Source organism: Allobosea sp. OAE752 (assembly GCF_050433265.1).
Lineage (GTDB): Bacteria > Pseudomonadota > Alphaproteobacteria > Rhizobiales > Beijerinckiaceae > Allobosea > Allobosea spartocytisi.
This window is the reverse complement of sequence record NZ_JBNPXO010000004.1, coordinates 376,728-393,178: the sequence shown is the minus strand read 5'-3', so window position 1 is coordinate 393,178 and position 16,451 is coordinate 376,728. Positions and strand designations below refer to the sequence as shown.

Genomic DNA, 16,451 nt, shown 5'->3' with positions numbered 1-16,451 from the left:
CTTGCCGCTGCGCGGCTGTCAGTAGCGGTAGAGCTCGGGCTTGAACGGCCCGGCCTGCGGCACGCCGATGTACTTCGCCTGGGCGTCATTGAGCTTGGTGAGCTTGGCGCCGACCTTGGCGAGATGGAGCGCCGCGACCTTCTCGTCGAGATGCTTCGGCAGGGTGTAGACGTTGTTCTGGTAGTTGGCGTGGTGGTTCCAGAGCTCGATCTGGGCGAGCGTCTGGTTCGAGAACGAGCAGGACATCACGAAGGACGGGTGGCCCGTGGCGTTGCCGAGGTTCACCAGGCGGCCTTCCGAAAGCAGGATGATGCGCTTGCCGTCGGGGAACTCGATCTCGTCGACCTGCGGCTTGACGTTGTCCCACTTGAAGTTCTTCAGGCCGGCGACCTGAATCTCCGAGTCGAAATGGCCGATATTGCAGACGATGGCGCGGTGCTTCATCGCGCGCATGTGGTCGACGGTGATGACGTCGAGATTGCCGGTCGCCGTGCAGAAGATGTCGCCGCGTGGGGCAGCGTCTTCCATCGTCACGACCTCATAGCCTTCCATCGCCGCCTGCAGGGCGCAGATCGGGTCGATCTCGGTGACGAGCACGCGGCAGCCGGCCTGGCGCAGCGAGGCGGCCGAGCCCTTGCCGACGTCGCCATAGCCGGCGACGACCGCGACCTTGCCCGACATCATCACGTCGGTGCCGCGGCGGATGGCGTCGACCAGCGACTCGCGGCAGCCATAGAGGTTGTCGAATTTCGACTTGGTGACGCTGTCGTTGACGTTGATCGCCGGGAACGGCAGGCGATTGGCCTTGGCCAGTTCGTAGAGGCGGTGCACGCCGGTGGTGGTCTCCTCGGAGACGCCCTTGATCGCGGCGCGGGTCTTGGTGAACCAGCCCGGATTGGCCTTGAGCTGGCGCTTGATCAGCGCGAAGAAGATCGTCTCTTCCTCATTGCCGGGCTTGTCGAGGAACTCGGCCTTGCCGGCCTCGGCCTCGGCGCCGAGGATGATCAGCATGGTCAGGTCGCCGCCATCGTCGAGGATCATGTTCGGCGTGCCGCCGTCGCCCCAGGTGGCGGTCTTCAGCACGTACTCCCAATACTCTTCCAGCGTCTCGCCCTTGATGGCGAAGACGGGGGTGCCGGTCGCGGCGATCGCGGCGGCGGCGTGGTCCTGGGTCGAGAAGATGTTGCAGGACGACCAGCGCACATCGGCGCCGAGTTCCTTCAGCGTCTCGATCAGCACGGCGGTCTGGATGGTCATGTGCAGGCAGCCGGCGATGCGCGCGCCCTTGAGCGGGGCCTTGCCCTTGTGCTCGGCGCGGATCGCCATCAGGCCCGGCATCTCGTCCTGGGCCATGTTGATTTCCTTGCGGCCGTAATCCGCAAGCGAGATGTCCTTGACGATGTAGTCCTGCGACACGGGGAAGCTCCAATCGCTCGCTGAATGATGGCGGCTCTCTAGCAGTGCCAGCGGCGGAAGGCAATCAAAGATATAAAGATGTCTTTATATGATCGTTTTCGACATCGATCCTCGCGACCCATCCTGAGAGGCTGAGTTTTTTCGATCGGGCTGTAAGATCGGCTGATGACGCTCGAACAGCTCCGCATCTTCGTCGCCGTCGCCGAACGGGAGCATCTGACGCAAGGCGCCCGCGCCCTGAACCTGACGCAATCGGCGGTCAGCTCGGCGATCGCCGCGCTGGAAGCGCGCTACGCGACCAAGCTGTTCGACCGGATCGGCCGGCGGATCGCCCTCACCGATGCCGGGCGGCTCTTCCTCGCCGAGGCACGCGCCGTGCTGGCACGAGCCGCCGCTGCCGAGGCCGTGCTCATCGACCTCGCCGGATTGTCGCGCGGCGCGCTCTCGCTGATGGCGAGCCAGACCGTGGCGAATTACTGGCTGCCGCCGCTGATCCAGCGCTACCGTGCCGTCCATCCCGGCATCACCGTGAGCCTGGGCATCGACAATACCGAGACCGTCACGGCCGCGATCCATGACGGCGCGGCCGATCTCGGCTTCATCGAAGGCGCGATCGACGATCCGACGCTCGCCGTGACCGCCGTGGCGGAGGACGAGCTGGTGATCGTCGTGCCGGCCGGACATTCCTGGGCAGGGCAGCCACCCGCCTCCGAGGCCTTGCGGCAAGGGCCATGGGTGCTGCGCGAGTCCGGCTCCGGCACGCGCGCCATGTTCGAGGCCGCCCTGCCGGGGCTCGGCCTTGCGCCGGATGATCTTACTGTCGCGCTGGAGCTGCCCTCGAACGAAGCCATCTGCTCCGCCGTCGCGGCCGGCGCCGGCGCGACCGCGATTTCGCGGCTCGTCGCGGCCAATGCCATCGCCGCCGGCCGGCTCGCCACCGTCGCCATCGCGTTGCCCAAGCGGCATTTCTTCGTGCTGCGCCACAAGGAACGCTATCTCTCCAAGGCGGCGAAAGCCTTCTTCGACCTCGCGCAAGCGCCGCCGGCCGTCTGAGCAACCCTCCCCCGAGCCTCCGGACAAGGACAAGCCACTCACGACGGAGGGCGCATCGGTTGACAGAGATGAAATGTTATACTGTAACAAATTATCCTTTATCCAAACCGGGCTCCTTCCGATGGCCGCATCCTCTCTCCTCCTCGACCGGCGCCTGCCGGTCACGGTCCTTTCCGGCTTCCTTGGCGCCGGCAAGACCACCTTGCTGAATCACATCCTGAACAACCGCGAGGGCCGGCGCGTCGCCGTCATCGTCAACGACATGAGCGAGGTGAACATCGACGCCGATCTCGTGCGCGAGGGCGGCGCCAACCTCTCCAAGACCGAGGAGAGCCTGGTCGAGATGAGCAATGGCTGCATCTGCTGCACATTGCGCGACGATCTGCTGAGCGAGGTGCGCCGCCTCGCCGAGGAGTGCAAATTCGATTACCTGCTGATCGAGGGCACCGGTATCGCCGAGCCCCTGCCGATCGCCGCGACCTTCTCCTTCCGCGACGAAGAGGACCGCTCGCTCGACGACGTCGCCCGGCTCGACACGATGGCGACGGTGGTCGACGCGCTCAACCTGCTCAAGGACTATGACAGCCGCGACTTTCTCGGCGATCGTGGCGAGACGGCCGGCGAAGGCGATGAGCGCACGCTGGTCGATCTCCTGGTCGAGCAGATCGAATTTGCCGATGTCGTGGTGATCAACAAGGCGAGCGAGGTCTCAGCCGAAGAGCTGGAGAGGGTCAGGCAGGTGGTGCGCGGGCTCAATGCCGATGCCCGCATCGTCGAGGCCGATTTCGGCCGCGTGCCGCTCGACCGGCTGCTCGATACGAAGCTCTACAGCGAGGAGAAGGCGCAGACCCATCCCCTCTGGCACAAGGAGCTCTATGGCTTCCGCGACCATGTGCCGGAGACCGAGGAATACGGCATCCGCTCCTTCGTCTACCGGGCGCGCCGGCCGTTCCATCCGCTGAAGCTGCATGAGCTCATGGCTCAGCGCCTCCCGGGCGTGATCCGGGCCAAGGGACATTTCTGGCTGGCAAGCCGGCCGCATTGGGTCGGCGAATACTCGCTGGCCGGGCGGATCACCCGCACCGAAGCGATGGGGCGCTGGTGGGCGGCGGTACCGCGGGAGCGCTGGCCGCGCTCGGAAGAGTTCCAGTCGCTGATGCGCAAGCACTGGTCGCCGACATGGGGCGACCGGCGCCAGGAAATGGTCTTCATCGGCGGGCCGGAGATGGACGAGGCGGCGATCCGCGCCGAGCTCGATTCCTGCCTGACCGGCAGCCCGGCGACCGGGCTGACGCAGGCGCTGCTCGGGCTGGAAGACCCGTTTCCGCGTTGGGATCGCGACGCGGCCTGAACCTCAGGCCGCCGCGGCCGAACTCGGCGCGGCCCGCATCAGCATGCCGAAGAGGTCGCGCGGATCATCGGGGTCCGCGATCAGGTCGAGATCGACATAGGTGCCGGCCTCGCGGATGCGCTCATGGACATAGCGCAGCGCCGAGAAATCCTCGATGGCGAAGCCGACCGAGTCGAACAGCGTGATCTGGCTGGAATCGGTGCGGCCTTGAGCCGCCCCGGCGATGACCTTCCAGAGTTCCTCGACCGGGTGGTCGGGATCGAGCTGCTGGATGTCGCCCTCGATGCGGGTCTGCGGTGGATACTCGACGAAGATCGAGGACCGCAGCAGCACGTCGCGGTGGATCTCGGTCTTGCCGGGGCAATCGCCGCCGACCGCGTTGATATGGATGCCGGCGCCGACCATGTTGTCGGTCAGGATCGTGGCGTATTGCTTGTCGGCGGTGACGGTGGTCACGATCTGCGCGCCCTCGACCGCTTCCATCGCGGTGGTGCATCGGGTGATCCGAAAACCGTGGCGCGCGAGGTTGCGGGCGCATTTCTCGGTTGCGGCCGGATCGACGTCGTAGAGCCGCAGATTCTCGATGCCGAGCAGGGCGCGGAAGGCGAAGGCCTGGAACTCGGACTGCGCGCCGTTGCCGATGATCGCCATGGTCGCCGCGTTCTTCGGCGCGAGGTGTCTGGCCGCCACCGCCGACATCGCCGCCGTGCGCAATGCCGTCAGGATGGTCATCTCCGAAAGCAGGACCGGATAGCCGGTCGCGACATCGGAGAGCAGGCCGAAGGCGGTGACCGTCTGCAAGCCGGCCTTCATGTTCTTGGGATGGCCGTTGACGTATTTGAAGCCGTAGAGCTTGCCGTCGCTGGTCGGCATCAATTCGATCACGCCTTCGAGGCTGTGCGAGGCGATGCGCGGCGTCTTGTCGAAGATCTCCCAGCGCCGGAAATCCTGCTCGATATAAGCCGCGATGTCGGACAGCATCCGCTCGATGCCGATCGCATGGACCAGCTTCATCATGTGGTCGACGCTGACGAAGGGCACGACGTTGAGCTGCTGAATCATGGGTCCCCGCGCTGTTCTTATGGAGGAGCCATTGTCCGTGTTTTCAGCGGCAGGTGATAGAAGCCAAATCGACCTGATCGGCGCCAATATTGATCGAATCGATAAAGTCGATTATCCATTCTGAGCAATGGATGATATCGACCAGCGCCTCATCACCCTGCTGCGCCATGACGGGCGCCGCAGCATCTCGGACCTCGCCACCGATCTCGGCCTGACGCGGGCGACGGTGCGCTCGCGGCTGGAGAAGCTGGAGCAGTCGGGCGAGATCATCGGCTTCACCGTGATCCTGCGCTCGGACGCGATCGACCTGCCGGTGCGCGGCATCACCATGATCGAGATCGCCGGCCAAGCGGCCGATGCGGTCATCACCGCGCTCTCCGGCTTCAGCGAGGTCTCCAGCATCCACACCACCAACGGCAACTGGGACCTCGTGGTCGAGCTCGGCACCTCCGACCTGATCGCCTTCGACCAGGTGCTGCGGCGCATCCGCCTGATCCCCGGCGTCACCAACAGCGAGACCAGCCTGCTGCTGGCGACGCCCCGCAGCGTCAAGGCGCGGCTCTGAGCACACTCATCTCCACCGCCATCCCGGGCGAAGCGAAGCGTAGACCCGGGATGACGCGGTGGTTCTCGTGAAGAACAGGCCCGGCGCGTCCTCGCACAAGAAGCGCCACTGCATGGCCGCCATCCGCAAACGCGACACGGTGCCCGGTGACAGGCGCGGATCCGCCCCCTAACGTTATGCCCCGTCAGATACAGCGTCGATGGCGGCCGGCGATGCATGATCGCGCAAGGCGGCCCGTTCGCATCCGACACCGACAGTTCCCGCTCGGGGCATCGATCGCCAGCCGCTTCCGGCAGGCTGTCCGCGCGCCCGAGCCAAGACAAGGCAGGAGACCAGACCATGGCGCATGAGCTCGAATTCTATATCGACGGCCAGTGGGTGAAGCCCTCGGGCAACCGCACGCTCGGCGTGATCGATCCGTCGAACGAGGAGGTCTTCGCCACCATCGCGCTCGGCGAGCAGGCCGATGTCGACAAGGCCGTCGCGGCCGCACGCGCCGCCTTCCCCGCCTTCGCCGCGACCTCCAAGGCCGAGCGCCTCGCCCTGATGCGCCGCCTCGCCGAGGCCTACAAGAAGCGCTACGACGCCATCGCCGACATCCTGTCGCGCGAGATGGGCGCGCCGAAGGAGCTGGCGCACCGGGCGCAGGCCGCGATGGGCACCGCCCATCTCGCCAAGATGATCGAGACCCTCGAAAACTTCGAGTTCGAGGAGCTGCGCGGCACCACCCTGATCGCCAAGGAGCCGATCGGCGTCGTCGGCATGATCACGCCGTGGAACTGGCCGCTCAACCAGATCATGTGCAAGGTCGCGCCCGCGCTCGCCGCCGGCTGCACCATGGTGCTGAAGCCCTCCGAGATCGCGCCGCTCAACGCCATCATCTTCGCCGAGGCGATGGAAGAAGCCGGCGTGCCTAAGGGCGTGTTCAACCTCGTCAACGGCGACGGCCCGACGGTCGGCGAGGCGATCTCGCGTCATCCGGGCGTCGACATGGTCTCCTTCACCGGTTCGACGCGGGCCGGCATCCTCGTCGCCAAGGCGGCGGCGGATACCGTCAAGCGCGTGCATCAGGAGCTCGGCGGCAAGTCGGCCAATATCATCCTCGACGATGCCGACCTGAAGAAGTCGGTGAAGCTCGGCGTCGAGAGCGTGATGCGCAACTCCGGACAGTCCTGCAACGCGCCGACCCGGATGTTCGTGCCGGAGAAGCTGCATGAGGAGGCGCTCGCCATCGCCAAGCAGGTGGCCGAGCCGCTCAAGGTCGGCGCTCCCTCGGCCGACGGCGTCTTCCTCGGCCCGGTCGTCAGCGAGGTCCAGTACGAGAAGATCCAGCGCCTGATCGAGGCCGGCATCAAGGAAGGCGCGACGCTGGTCACCGGCGGCACGGGCCGTCCGGAAGGGCTCAATCGCGGCTACTATGTCCGCCCGACCGTGTTCGGCGGCGTCACCGACGAGATGACCATCGCCCGCGAGGAGATCTTCGGCCCCGTGCTGTCGATCCTGCCCTACAAGAGCGACGACGAGGTGGTTTCGCGCGCCAACGACACGCCCTATGGCCTGGCTTCCTATGTCCAGTCCGGCTCTCAGGAGCGCGCGCGCAAGATCGCCTCGCAGATGCGCTCGGGCAATGTCTACATCAACTACCCGGCCTGGGACGCCGGCGCGCCCTTCGGCGGCTACAAGCAGTCCGGCAACGGCCGCGAATACGCCGATTTCGGCCTCGAGGAGTTCCTCGAGATCAAGGGCACGGTCGGCTACGCCGCCGCCTGATCGGATCGCGACCCGATAGACAACGAGGCCCGGTGGACGCAACGCCACCGGGCCTTCATCTTATTCGTCATTCAATCGATTGAGAGGCTTGAGTCATGGTCAATCCCAACCGCTATGACGCGATGCGCTACAACCGCTGCGGCCGCAGCGGACTGATGCTGCCGGCGCTTTCGCTCGGCCTCTGGCAGAATTTCGGCGAGACCGGTGCCCGTGCCAATATGCGCGAGATCTGCCGCACGGCCTTCGATCTCGGCATCACCCATTTCGACCTCGCCAATAATTACGGTCCGCCCCCAGGCTCTGCCGAAACCGCCTTCGGCGAGATTCTCAGCCAGGACTTCGCCGGCTATCGCGACGAGCTGGTGATCTCGACCAAGGCCGGCTACCGGATGTGGCCCGGCCCCTATGGCGAATGGGGCAGCCGCAAATACCTGATCTCCAGCCTCGACCAGAGCCTGAAGCGGATGAAGCTCGACTATGTCGACATCTTCTACTCGCACCGTTTCGACCCGAACACGCCGCTGGAGGAGACGATGGGGGCGCTCGACGCCATCGTCCGCCAGGGCAAGGCGCTCTATGTCGGCCTATCCTCCTACAACTCGAAGCGCACGCAGGAGGCAGTCGCGATCCTGCGCCGGCTCGGCACGCCCTGCCTGATCCACCAGCCGAGCTATTCGATGCTCAACCGCTGGATCGAGGAGGACGGTTTGCTCGACACGCTCGACGCGGAAGGGATCGGCTCGATCGTGTTCTCGCCGCTGGCGCAGGGCATGCTGACCGACAAGTACCTGAAGGGCGTGCCGGCCGGCAGCCGCGCCGACAAGAAGGCGCCCTCCTTCCGCGAAGGCTTCCTCAGCGACGACAACATCCAGCACATCGCGGCGCTGAACGAGATTGCCAGGGCGCGGGGCCAGAGCCTCGCCCAGATGGCAATCGCCTGGGTATTGCGCGGCGGGCGCGTCACTTCGGCGCTGATCGGCGCGAGCCGGCCGGAACAGGTGATGGATTGCGTCGCGGCGCTGGGGAACACCGAGTTTTCGACCGAAGAGCTGGCGGCGATCGACAGGCATGCGGTCGATGGCGGGATCAATATCTGGGCGGCTTCGGCGGAGCGGTAGAACGCCTTCGCCTCCCCCGCGGGTCATCCCGGGCGACCGGAGGGAGACCCGGGATCCATTCCGGAACGGTTCAGGCATGGATCCCGGATCGGCGCCGCTTCGCGGCTTGTCCGGGATGACAAGCGGCGAGAAGCGAGCCTAATCCTCCTCCGGCGCCGCCGCGATCGGCAAGGCGCTGGAGCGCTTCACCTGGCCCAGCGCGAAACTCGACTCGATCGAGGCGACGCCGTCGAGGCGGGTGAGCTTGTCCTTGAGGAAGCGCTCATAGGCCGGCAGGTCGCGCACGACGATGCGCAGCAGATAATCGCGCTGGCCGGTCATCAGATAGCAGTCGACCACCTCGGGCCAGCGCGCCACCGCCTGCGAGAAGCGGTCGAGTTCGTCCTCGCGCTGGCGTTCCAGCCTGATCGAGACGAAGACGCTGATCGGCAGGCCGACCTTGGTCTGGTCGATGATCGCGGCATAGCCCTGGATGACGCCCGCCTCTTCGAGGATGCGGATGCGCCGCGCGCAGGGCGAGGCGGAGAGGCCGACCCGCTCGGCCAATTCCTGCACCGAGAGGCGCGAATTGGTCTGCAATTCCGCGATGATCTTGCGGTCGAGCGCATCGAGGCGCGGGCGGGCCATCCTTGTCCTCCGGCGGATCAGGTTCCGCCGTTCTACAGGACGGCGAGCATTCCGCCATCGACATAGATGATCTGGCCGTTGACGTAGTCGGAGGCCGGCGCGGCGAGGAAGACGGCGGCGCCGATCAGTTCCTCCGGCTTGCCCCAGCGCTTCGACGGGGTGCGGCCCTTGACCCAGGTGTCGAAGGTCGGGTTCTCGATCAGCGCCTGGTTCATGTCGGTCAGCATGTAGCCGGGGCCGATGGCATTGGCCTGGATGCCGTGCTCGGCCCATTCGGCGGCCATCGCCTGGGTCAGCATCTTGATGCCGCCCTTGGCGACCGTATAGGGCGCGACGGTGGCCCGGGCCAGCGCTGAGGTCAGCGAGCCGATGTTGATGACCTTGCCGTGGCCGCGCGCGATCATGCGCTTCGCGGCTTCCCGGCCGATGACGAAGGCCGAGGTCAGGTTGGTGTCGATGACCCGCTGCCAATCGGCCGTCGCCAGCTCGACCATCGGCTTGCGGAACTGGATGCCGGCATTGTTGACGAGGATGTCGACGGCGATGCCGGCGGCGTCGAAGCCGGCGAAGGCCTTGACGACGGCGTCCTCGGAAGTGACGTCGAAGGGCGCCGCGTCGGCCTCATGGCCGGCCTGACGCATCTCCTTGACGGCGGTCGCGACCCGTTCCGCATCCGTGCCGTTGACGAGAATGCGGGCGCCGGCCGCCGCCAGCCCCTCCGCCATGGCGCGGCCGAGCCCGCGCGAGGAACCGGTGACGAGGGCCGTGCGGCCCGTGAGATCGAAGAGGGGATTGGTCATCACGTCATCTCAGAGGCTGGAGCGGCGGACCGTCAGGTCCGAGCGCTCGAACACCGCCGGCAGCAATTCGACGCCGAGGCCCGGCGCCTCCATCGGGTAGACATAGCCTCCCTCGATCCGCGGCATCTCGGTGACCAGCTCCTTGTACCAGCCGGTGTAGAAGGCGCGTACCGATTCCTGGATCAGCGTGTTGGGCTGGCTGAAGGAGGCGTGGATCGCCGCGATGAAGCCGACCGGGCCGATGCAGTCATGCGGCGCGAAGGGGCGGTGATAGGTCTCCGCCATCGCCGCGATCTTGCGGCCCTCGGTGAGCCCGCCGGTCCAGCACAGATCGGCCATCACGACATGCATCGCGTCGCGGTCGAGCATGTCCTTGTAGGGGAAGCGCGAGCCCAGCGTCTCGCTCGCGGTCACCGAGACTTTGGTCGAGCGGGCGAATTCGGCCAGCGCCTGCGGCGAGTTCATCCGGATCGGGTCCTCATACCAGCTCGGCTCGTACTGCTCGAGCACGCGGGCGATCTTGATCGCGGTCGGCAGGTTCCAGAGCGAGTGGAACTCGACCATGATTTCCATCTTGTCGCCGACGGCCTTGCGGATCTTCTCGAAGGGCTCGCAGGCCTTGCGCATCTGGTCGGGCGTGATGAACAGGCCCTGGTTCTCGATCGCCGGGGGATCGAAGGGCCAGATCTTCATCGCGGTGATGCCGCTTTCGAGCAGGCTTTCGGCGACCTCGTCGGCACGGGTCATGAAGCCGTGCAGGTCTTCATAGGGGCCCTCGGAGTGCCCGAAATTCCAGGTCGAGACCGGCTTGATGTTGTGCGAGCGGACATATCCATAGCCGGCACAGGTGTTGTAGATGCGCTGCTTGTCGCGGCAGAGGCCGCCCAGCATCTGGTGGACCGGCTGGCCGCAGACCTTGCCGAAGATGTCCCAGAGCGCGATGTCGACGGCCGAGGTCGCGCGCGATTCCGCACCCGTCGAGGCCTGCGCCATCGGCAGGTTGGTCATCTCCTTGTGCAGCGCCTCGATATGCAGCGGGTTCTTGCCGAGGAGCCGCATGGCGAGCGTGTCGTGGAGATGGGCCTCTACCGAGGCCGCGCCATAGAAGGTCTCGCCGAGGCCGATCACCCCCGCATCGGTGTGCACGCGCACCCAGAGGACATTGGCGAACTCCTCGGTCCGCAACGTCTCGATCGCTGTGATTTTCAAAGTCCGCCTCCCTGGCGAGGGCTGGCTTCGACTTTGGTCGTGCCCTCCCATCCTTTACCCGCGCTTCCGTCGGCCTAGGATGGCGACGGAGCGTGCCGACCATAAGAGCGCTTGTAAAATATCACAACATGTTTATCGTCGCCGGCAAGCATGGGCCGGCAAGAGCCCGCTGCGGAGGAAACATGGCAAGACGCAAGGAGGAGCCGAAGCTCGCCGAGCTCGATGCGCTCGAGCCGCTGCCGCGCCGCAACCGCCTGAACTTCTTCGAACTGGCTTATGAACGCATCGAGTCGATGCTGATAGATTGCCAGCTCAAGCCCGGCCGCCTGCTGACGATGCAGGATCTGCAGGATCTGACCGGCTTCGGCCGCACCCCCGTCCACCACGCCGTCAACCGGCTCGCGGCGGACACGCTGATCAATATTCGCCCCCGGCATGGGCTCCAGATCGCGCCGATCGACCTGGCGCGCGAACGCGTGCTGCTCAAGCTGCGCGGCGATCTCGAGCGCTTCGTCGCGCGGCTCGCCGCCGAGCGCGCCGGGCCGACCCACCGCAACCAGATGCTGCATATGGCCCGGCTGCTCCGCGACCGCCGCGAGGAGCTGACGCTCGCCGAATTCAACAGCCTCGACCGGCGCATCGACCAGATGATCCTGGCGGCGGCGGGCGAGCCTTTCCTCGAGCATACGCTGAGGCCGCTGCACACCATCTTCCGGCGCATCGGCTTCATCCATCACAGCTACATGCCCGGCCAGCATAATCTGGACGGGACCATCGACCACCATCTCGCCCTGCTCAACGGCATCGCCTCGTCGCAGGCCGAGCGCGCCATCGCCGCCTCCGAAAAGCTGATCGCCTTCGTCGACACCATGTTCGACGAGATGGAGGAGAACATCGATCCCTCCCTGCTCGACTGCAGCGTCGAGCCGCTGCTGCCCCGCTAAACTCCCGAACCGCCGGACATCCGAGACCATGCGCATCATCTTCCACGGCGAGAACGCCGCCAGCTTCAGCCACGGCTTCGCCGACCTGCTCGGCGGGCCGGCCGAGATCCAATTGCTGCCGGATGTGCTGGAGACCGAGGCAGAGCAGGCGGCCTATGCGCAGGCGCAGGCCATCATCGGCGTGAAGTTCGACGCGAGCCTGCCGGTGCCGGCGGGGCTCAAGCTCTTCCATGTGCCGGGCGCCGGCTACGATGCCGTCAATCTCGACCTGCTGCCGGCTTCCGCCGCCGTGTGCAACTGCTTCGGCCACGAGCAGGCCATCGCGGAATATGTGATGAGCGCCCTCCTCGCCCGCGCGATCCCGCTCGCCGACGCCGACCGGCGGCTGCGCCAGGGCGACTGGGCCTATTGGGCCGGCGCGCCGGAGCGGGTGCATGACGAGATCGCCGGCCGGACCATCGGCCTCCTCGGCTTCGGCCATATCGGCAAGGCGATCGCCGCCCGCGCCAAGGCCTTCGAGATGCAGGTGCATGTCGCCAACCGAAGCCCGGTCGCACCCTCGCCCCTCGTCGACCGCGCCTTCACCCTGGACCAGCTCGCTGCCTTCTGCGGCTCGGTCGATGTCGTCGTCGTCTCGGTGCCGCTGACGGAGGAGACCAAGGGCATCGTCGGCGCCGCGGCCTTCGCGGCGATGCGTCCTGACGCCGTCGTGGTCAATGTCGGGCGCGGGCCGACCATCGACGAAGAGGCGCTTTACGACGCCCTGAAGAGCCGCCGCATCGGCGGCGCGATCATCGACACCTGGTACCGTTATCCACAGGCTGGGGATGCCACGCCGCTGCCGTCGAAACTGCCTTTCCACGAGCTTTCAAACGTTTTAATGACCCCGCATATGTCCGGCTGGACCAGCGGAACGATCCGGCGGCGCCAGGCGGTCATTGCTGGTAACATCAGGCGCCGTTTCTCCGGCGAGCCGCTGGAGAACGTCGTCCGAAGGGGACAGTGAACCGAGAGGCATAACCACTTCTCGCCCATCAACCGGCCACAAGAAGCCGGGGACCAATCAGCGCGAATGCACCACAACGGGAGACGTCCAGTGAATATCCTCAAGCGTATCAAGATCGCCGGCGTGGCTCTCGCGCTCGGCGCCGGCATGTTCGCGGCGAGCCAGGCCTCGGCCCAGTCGATCACCGACATCATCAAGCGCGGCTCGGTCAAGATCGGCGTACTGATCGGCGCCCCGCCCTATGGCTCGGTCGACTCGCAGGGCAACGCCATCGGCTATGACGCCGACGTCATCGCGCTGATCGGCAAATATCTCGGCGTCAAGGTCGAGATGGTGCAGCTCACCCCGCCGGCCCGCATCCCGGCGCTGGAGGCCAACAAGGTCGACTTCCTCGTCGCCACGCTGGCGCCCACGCCCGAGCGCGCCAAGGCGGTGATGTTCTCCATCCCCTACAGCGCCTTCCAGACCGGCATCTACGCCAAGAAGAACGTCGCCATCAAAACCTGGGACGACCTCAAGGGCCGCAAGGTCGGCGTCAACCGCGGCTCCAGCGTCGAGCGCGAGTTCACCAGCCGCGAGAAGGAGCTGAACCTCACCATCCTGCGCTTCGAGGACGACGCCACCACCATGCAGGCGCTGTTCTCCGGCCAGGTCGAGGCCATCGCCGGCCCCGACGCCCAGGCCAACGCCGCCATGAAGGCGCGCGGCGAGACCGAGACCGAGCTGAAGTTCGTGTTCGGCGTGCAGCCGAACTCGATGACCATGCGCAAGGACGCCTGGGAGCTGCGCCAGTGGCTCAACAACTTCATCTACTACGTCAAGCAGAACGGCGAGCTCGACGCGATCGCGCAGAAGTGGGTCGGCAGCCCGCTGCCGCCGCTGCCGACCTTCTGATCCAACCCTCCGATCGGACCTGCCGGCGCGCCTGAGCGCGCGCCGGCGACCCTCGACCTCGCAGGCCGAAGGAGCGCGCCGTTGCTCTTCCAAGACGTCCTTTCCAAATGGCCGATGATCCTGCACGGGGTCTGGCTCACGATCGCGCTGTCCTTCGTCGCGATCGCGCTCGGCCTCGTCCTGGCGACGGGCATGACCGCGCTGCGCAGCCTCGCGGGCAGCTGGGCCGGCTATCTCGTCGACGCCTATGTCGAACTGATGCGCAACACGCCCTTCCTGGTACAGCTCTTCATGATCTTCTTCGGGCTGCCGCAGTTGGGTATCCGCCTGAACGGGCTCGAAGCCTCCGTTCTGGCGATGACGCTCAATCTCGCCGCCTACGCCACCGAGATCATCCGGGCCGGCGTCGATTCCATCCATAAATCGCAGATCGAGGCCGGTCTCGCGCTCGCAATGACCAAGTGGCAGGTGCTGAAGCATGTCATCCTGCAGCCGGCCTTCGCCCGCGTCTGGCCGGCGCTGTCGAGCCAGTTCGTGCTGATGATGCTGGCCTCCAGCATCTGCTCCTTCGTCTCGGTGCAGGAATTGTCCGGAACGGCGGCGATCATCGAGCAGGACACGTTCCGCTCGTTCGAGACCTATATCGTCGTCACCGTGCTCTACCTCGTGCTGGCGCTCTCCTTCAAACTCTTCCTGAACTGGCTCGGCCGAAAGCTCTTCCCGCAGGTGTCGGGCCTTGCCCGGCTCACCGAAGCGCATGGGGAGGCCGCCTGATGCAGACCTTCGGTTGGCCCGAGGCCTATTTCATCCTGCGCTCCGCCGGCTGGACGCTGGCGCTCACGGCAATCGCCTTCTTCATCGGCAGCATCATCGGCGGCGTCTTCGCGATCATGCGCCTGTCGCGGCTCCGGTGGCTGCGCCGCTTCGCCGCCAGCTACATCCTGGTGATCCAGTCGATCCCGGTGCTGATGGTGCTGTTCATGAGCTATTACGGGCTCTCGGCGCTCGGCATCGAACTGCCGCCCTTCCTCGCGGCCTCCGCCTCGCTGTCGATCTATGTCTCGGCCTATCTCGCCGAGATCTGGCGCGGATCGATCGAATCCGTGCCGCGCCAGCAATGGGAGGCCTCGGCCTCGCTGGCGCATACGACGGCGCAGACCTACCGCCATGTCATCCTGCCGCAGGCGGTCCGGATCTCGCTGCCACCGACGGTCGGCTTCCTCGTCCAGCTCGTGAAGAACACCTCGATCGTCCAGGTCGTCGGCTTCGTCGACCTGATGCGCGCCGGCATGCTGGTCAACAACGCGACCTATCAGGCCTTCCAGATCTTCAGCCTGGTCGCGCTGATCTATTTCGCGATCTGCTTCCCACTGTCCCGGCTCAGCCGCCATCTCGAAAAGGTGATGAATGCCAGCCGTTCTCATTGAAGACATCCACAAGCGCTTCGGCTCGCTGGAGGTGCTGAAGGGCGTCTCGCTCAGCGTCGAGGCCGGCCAGGTGGTCGCCATCATCGGGCGCTCCGGCTCGGGCAAGTCGACGCTGCTGCGCTGCATCAACGGGCTCGAGAGCTTCCATGCCGGCAAGATCGAGGTCGCCGGGCACCTGACGACGCAGGATCCGAAGAAGCTGCGCGAATTGCGCAAGGATGTCGGCATCGTCTTCCAGAGCTACAATCTGTTCCCGCACCTCACGGTGGGACAGAACATCATGCTTTCGCCGCGCATCACCAAGGACGTGCCGCAGGCCGAGGCGCTGGCGCTGGCCAAGGAGGTGCTGGCGCAGGTCGGCTTGTCCGAGAAGTTCGACAGCTATCCGGACAATCTCTCCGGTGGCCAGCAGCAGCGCGTCGCCATCGCCCGCTCGCTGGCGATGAAGCCGAAGGTGATGCTGTTCGACGAGGTCACCTCGGCGCTCGATCCGGAACTGACCGGCGAGGTGCTGCTCGTCATGGAGAAGCTCGCCAAGGGCGGCATGACCATGCTGCTCGTGACCCACGAGATGAACTTCGCCCGCACGGTCGCGAACACCACCGTGTTCATGCATCAGGGCAAGATCTGGGAGCAGGGTCCGTCGAAGGAGCTCTTCGCCAACCCGCAGACGCCGGAGCTCAAGGCCTTCGTCAGCGCCGGCGCGCATTGAGCCTCGGCGGCCACGCCCGTCATGGCACCGGCTCGACCGGCCTCCAGGCCGTGGCCGTATCGTAGAAGAAGCGCTCTTCGACGATGCGGTCGCCGCGCCAGCGCTGGATCGCAAGCTCGTCGAGCCGGCGCGTGACACCGTCCTTGCCCGTCGCGTCGAAGGTCCAGTGGACGACCACCCGGTCGCCATCGACCAGCACGGCGCGCGGCGGATGGGTGTGCATGCGCTCAAGGCGCGCGAGCGCCCGCGCCTCATGCTCCATCAGCAGATCCCGGCCGCGCCGTGGCTCGGCCATGTTCTCCTGCATGGAAGCGTCTTCCCAGTAGAAATCGCGGATCGCCGCGACATGATCGCCTCCGACAACGGCCGCGACATGATCGCCTCCGACAACGGCCGCGATGAAATCCTCGACACGCGAACGCTCGGGCATAGCTCTTCTCCAGAGAGAGGCCCTCGTTCTCGCAAGGGCGGAGGCACTGGCTTGTCAGCAGCGGCTG

General features: G+C 66.0%; 17 protein-coding genes. 11 read left to right on the top strand and 6 right to left on the bottom strand.

The annotated features are described in order from the left end of the window. Positions 1-18 precede the first annotated feature (18 nt). Complete coding sequence (ahcY, locus tag GGC47_RS13555; protein WP_112763858.1) at positions 19-1,416, bottom strand: adenosylhomocysteinase; 1,398 nt, start codon at positions 1,414-1,416, stop codon at positions 19-21. Positions 1,417-1,581: 165 nt separating this feature from the next. Here ahcY and GGC47_RS13550 point away from each other — a divergent pair, with 165 nt between their 5' ends. Further along, positions 1,582-2,469: a LysR family transcriptional regulator gene (locus GGC47_RS13550; protein WP_142022250.1), complete on the top strand. Its 888-nt coding sequence runs from the start codon at positions 1,582-1,584 to the stop codon at positions 2,467-2,469. 121 nt (positions 2,470-2,590) lie between these two features. Next, positions 2,591-3,820: a GTP-binding protein gene (locus GGC47_RS13545; RefSeq protein WP_142022251.1), complete on the top strand. Its 1,230-nt coding sequence runs from the start codon at positions 2,591-2,593 to the stop codon at positions 3,818-3,820. A 3-nt stretch (positions 3,821-3,823) separates the two neighbouring features. Here GGC47_RS13545 and GGC47_RS13540 read toward each other — a convergent pair whose 3' ends face one another. Beyond that, positions 3,824-4,882, bottom strand: coding sequence for an ornithine cyclodeaminase (locus tag GGC47_RS13540; protein WP_142022252.1), 1,059 nt, complete (start codon positions 4,880-4,882; stop codon positions 3,824-3,826). Positions 4,883-5,009: 127 nt separating this feature from the next. On the opposite strand from GGC47_RS13540, the gene GGC47_RS13535 reads away from it, so the two are divergent. From GGC47_RS13535 to mgrA, 3 genes are all read left to right on the top strand, one after another. Then, complete coding sequence (locus GGC47_RS13535; RefSeq protein WP_038366719.1) at positions 5,010-5,447, top strand: Lrp/AsnC family transcriptional regulator; 438 nt, start codon at positions 5,010-5,012, stop codon at positions 5,445-5,447. A gap of 339 nt (positions 5,448-5,786) precedes the next feature. Next, positions 5,787-7,217, top strand: a complete 1,431-nt coding sequence (locus GGC47_RS13530; RefSeq protein ID WP_142022253.1) for an aldehyde dehydrogenase family protein — start codon at positions 5,787-5,789, stop codon at positions 7,215-7,217. 95 nt (positions 7,218-7,312) lie between these two features. Then, positions 7,313-8,335 carry an L-glyceraldehyde 3-phosphate reductase gene (mgrA, locus tag GGC47_RS13525; protein WP_370954877.1) on the top strand — a complete coding sequence of 341 codons (1,023 nt, stop codon included), beginning with the start codon at positions 7,313-7,315 and terminating at the stop codon, positions 8,333-8,335. 138 nt (positions 8,336-8,473) lie between these two features. Here mgrA and GGC47_RS13520 read toward each other — a convergent pair whose 3' ends face one another. The 3 genes from GGC47_RS13520 to GGC47_RS13510 are packed head-to-tail and all read right to left on the bottom strand — an operon-like array spanning position 8,474 to position 10,971. Continuing rightward, on the bottom strand, positions 8,474-8,962 hold the full coding sequence (locus tag GGC47_RS13520) for an Lrp/AsnC family transcriptional regulator (RefSeq protein ID WP_038366710.1): 489 nt from the start codon (positions 8,960-8,962) through the stop codon (positions 8,474-8,476). 32 nt (positions 8,963-8,994) lie between these two features. Continuing rightward, entirely contained in the window at positions 8,995-9,762 is a 768-nt protein-coding gene (locus tag GGC47_RS13515) for an SDR family oxidoreductase (protein WP_142022255.1), read from the bottom strand. A gap of 9 nt (positions 9,763-9,771) precedes the next feature. Continuing rightward, entirely contained in the window at positions 9,772-10,971 is a 1,200-nt protein-coding gene (locus GGC47_RS13510; protein ID WP_162720138.1) for a mandelate racemase/muconate lactonizing enzyme family protein, read from the bottom strand. Between the two features lie 182 nt (positions 10,972-11,153). Here GGC47_RS13510 and GGC47_RS13505 point away from each other — a divergent pair, with 182 nt between their 5' ends. From GGC47_RS13505 to GGC47_RS13480, 6 genes are all read left to right on the top strand, one after another. Next, positions 11,154-11,915, top strand: a complete 762-nt coding sequence (locus GGC47_RS13505; protein ID WP_038366701.1) for a GntR family transcriptional regulator — start codon at positions 11,154-11,156, stop codon at positions 11,913-11,915. A 28-nt stretch (positions 11,916-11,943) separates the two neighbouring features. Beyond that, positions 11,944-12,921 (top strand): 2-hydroxyacid dehydrogenase, encoded by a 978-nt coding sequence (locus tag GGC47_RS13500; protein ID WP_142022256.1) that lies wholly within the window; start codon positions 11,944-11,946, stop codon positions 12,919-12,921. Between the two features lie 90 nt (positions 12,922-13,011). Next, positions 13,012-13,815 (top strand): transporter substrate-binding domain-containing protein, encoded by an 804-nt coding sequence (locus GGC47_RS13495; RefSeq protein ID WP_038366695.1) that lies wholly within the window; start codon positions 13,012-13,014, stop codon positions 13,813-13,815. A gap of 114 nt (positions 13,816-13,929) precedes the next feature. Next, complete coding sequence (locus GGC47_RS13490) at positions 13,930-14,589, top strand: amino acid ABC transporter permease (RefSeq protein ID WP_051988399.1); 660 nt, start codon at positions 13,930-13,932, stop codon at positions 14,587-14,589. After that, positions 14,589-15,242 (top strand): amino acid ABC transporter permease, encoded by a 654-nt coding sequence (locus tag GGC47_RS13485; RefSeq protein ID WP_038366689.1) that lies wholly within the window; start codon positions 14,589-14,591, stop codon positions 15,240-15,242. The genes GGC47_RS13490 and GGC47_RS13485 overlap by 1 nt, the downstream gene beginning before the upstream one ends. Beyond that, positions 15,223-15,954 carry an amino acid ABC transporter ATP-binding protein gene (locus GGC47_RS13480; RefSeq protein ID WP_038366686.1) on the top strand — a complete coding sequence of 244 codons (732 nt, stop codon included), beginning with the start codon at positions 15,223-15,225 and terminating at the stop codon, positions 15,952-15,954. Before GGC47_RS13485 ends, GGC47_RS13480 begins: the two co-directional genes overlap by 20 nt. A 19-nt stretch (positions 15,955-15,973) precedes the next feature. Here the strand turns inward: GGC47_RS13480 and GGC47_RS13475 are convergent, their stop codons facing one another. After that, positions 15,974-16,384 carry a nuclear transport factor 2 family protein gene (locus tag GGC47_RS13475; protein ID WP_370954878.1) on the bottom strand — a complete coding sequence of 137 codons (411 nt, stop codon included), beginning with the start codon at positions 16,382-16,384 and terminating at the stop codon, positions 15,974-15,976. Between the last annotated feature and the right edge of the window lie 67 nt (positions 16,385-16,451).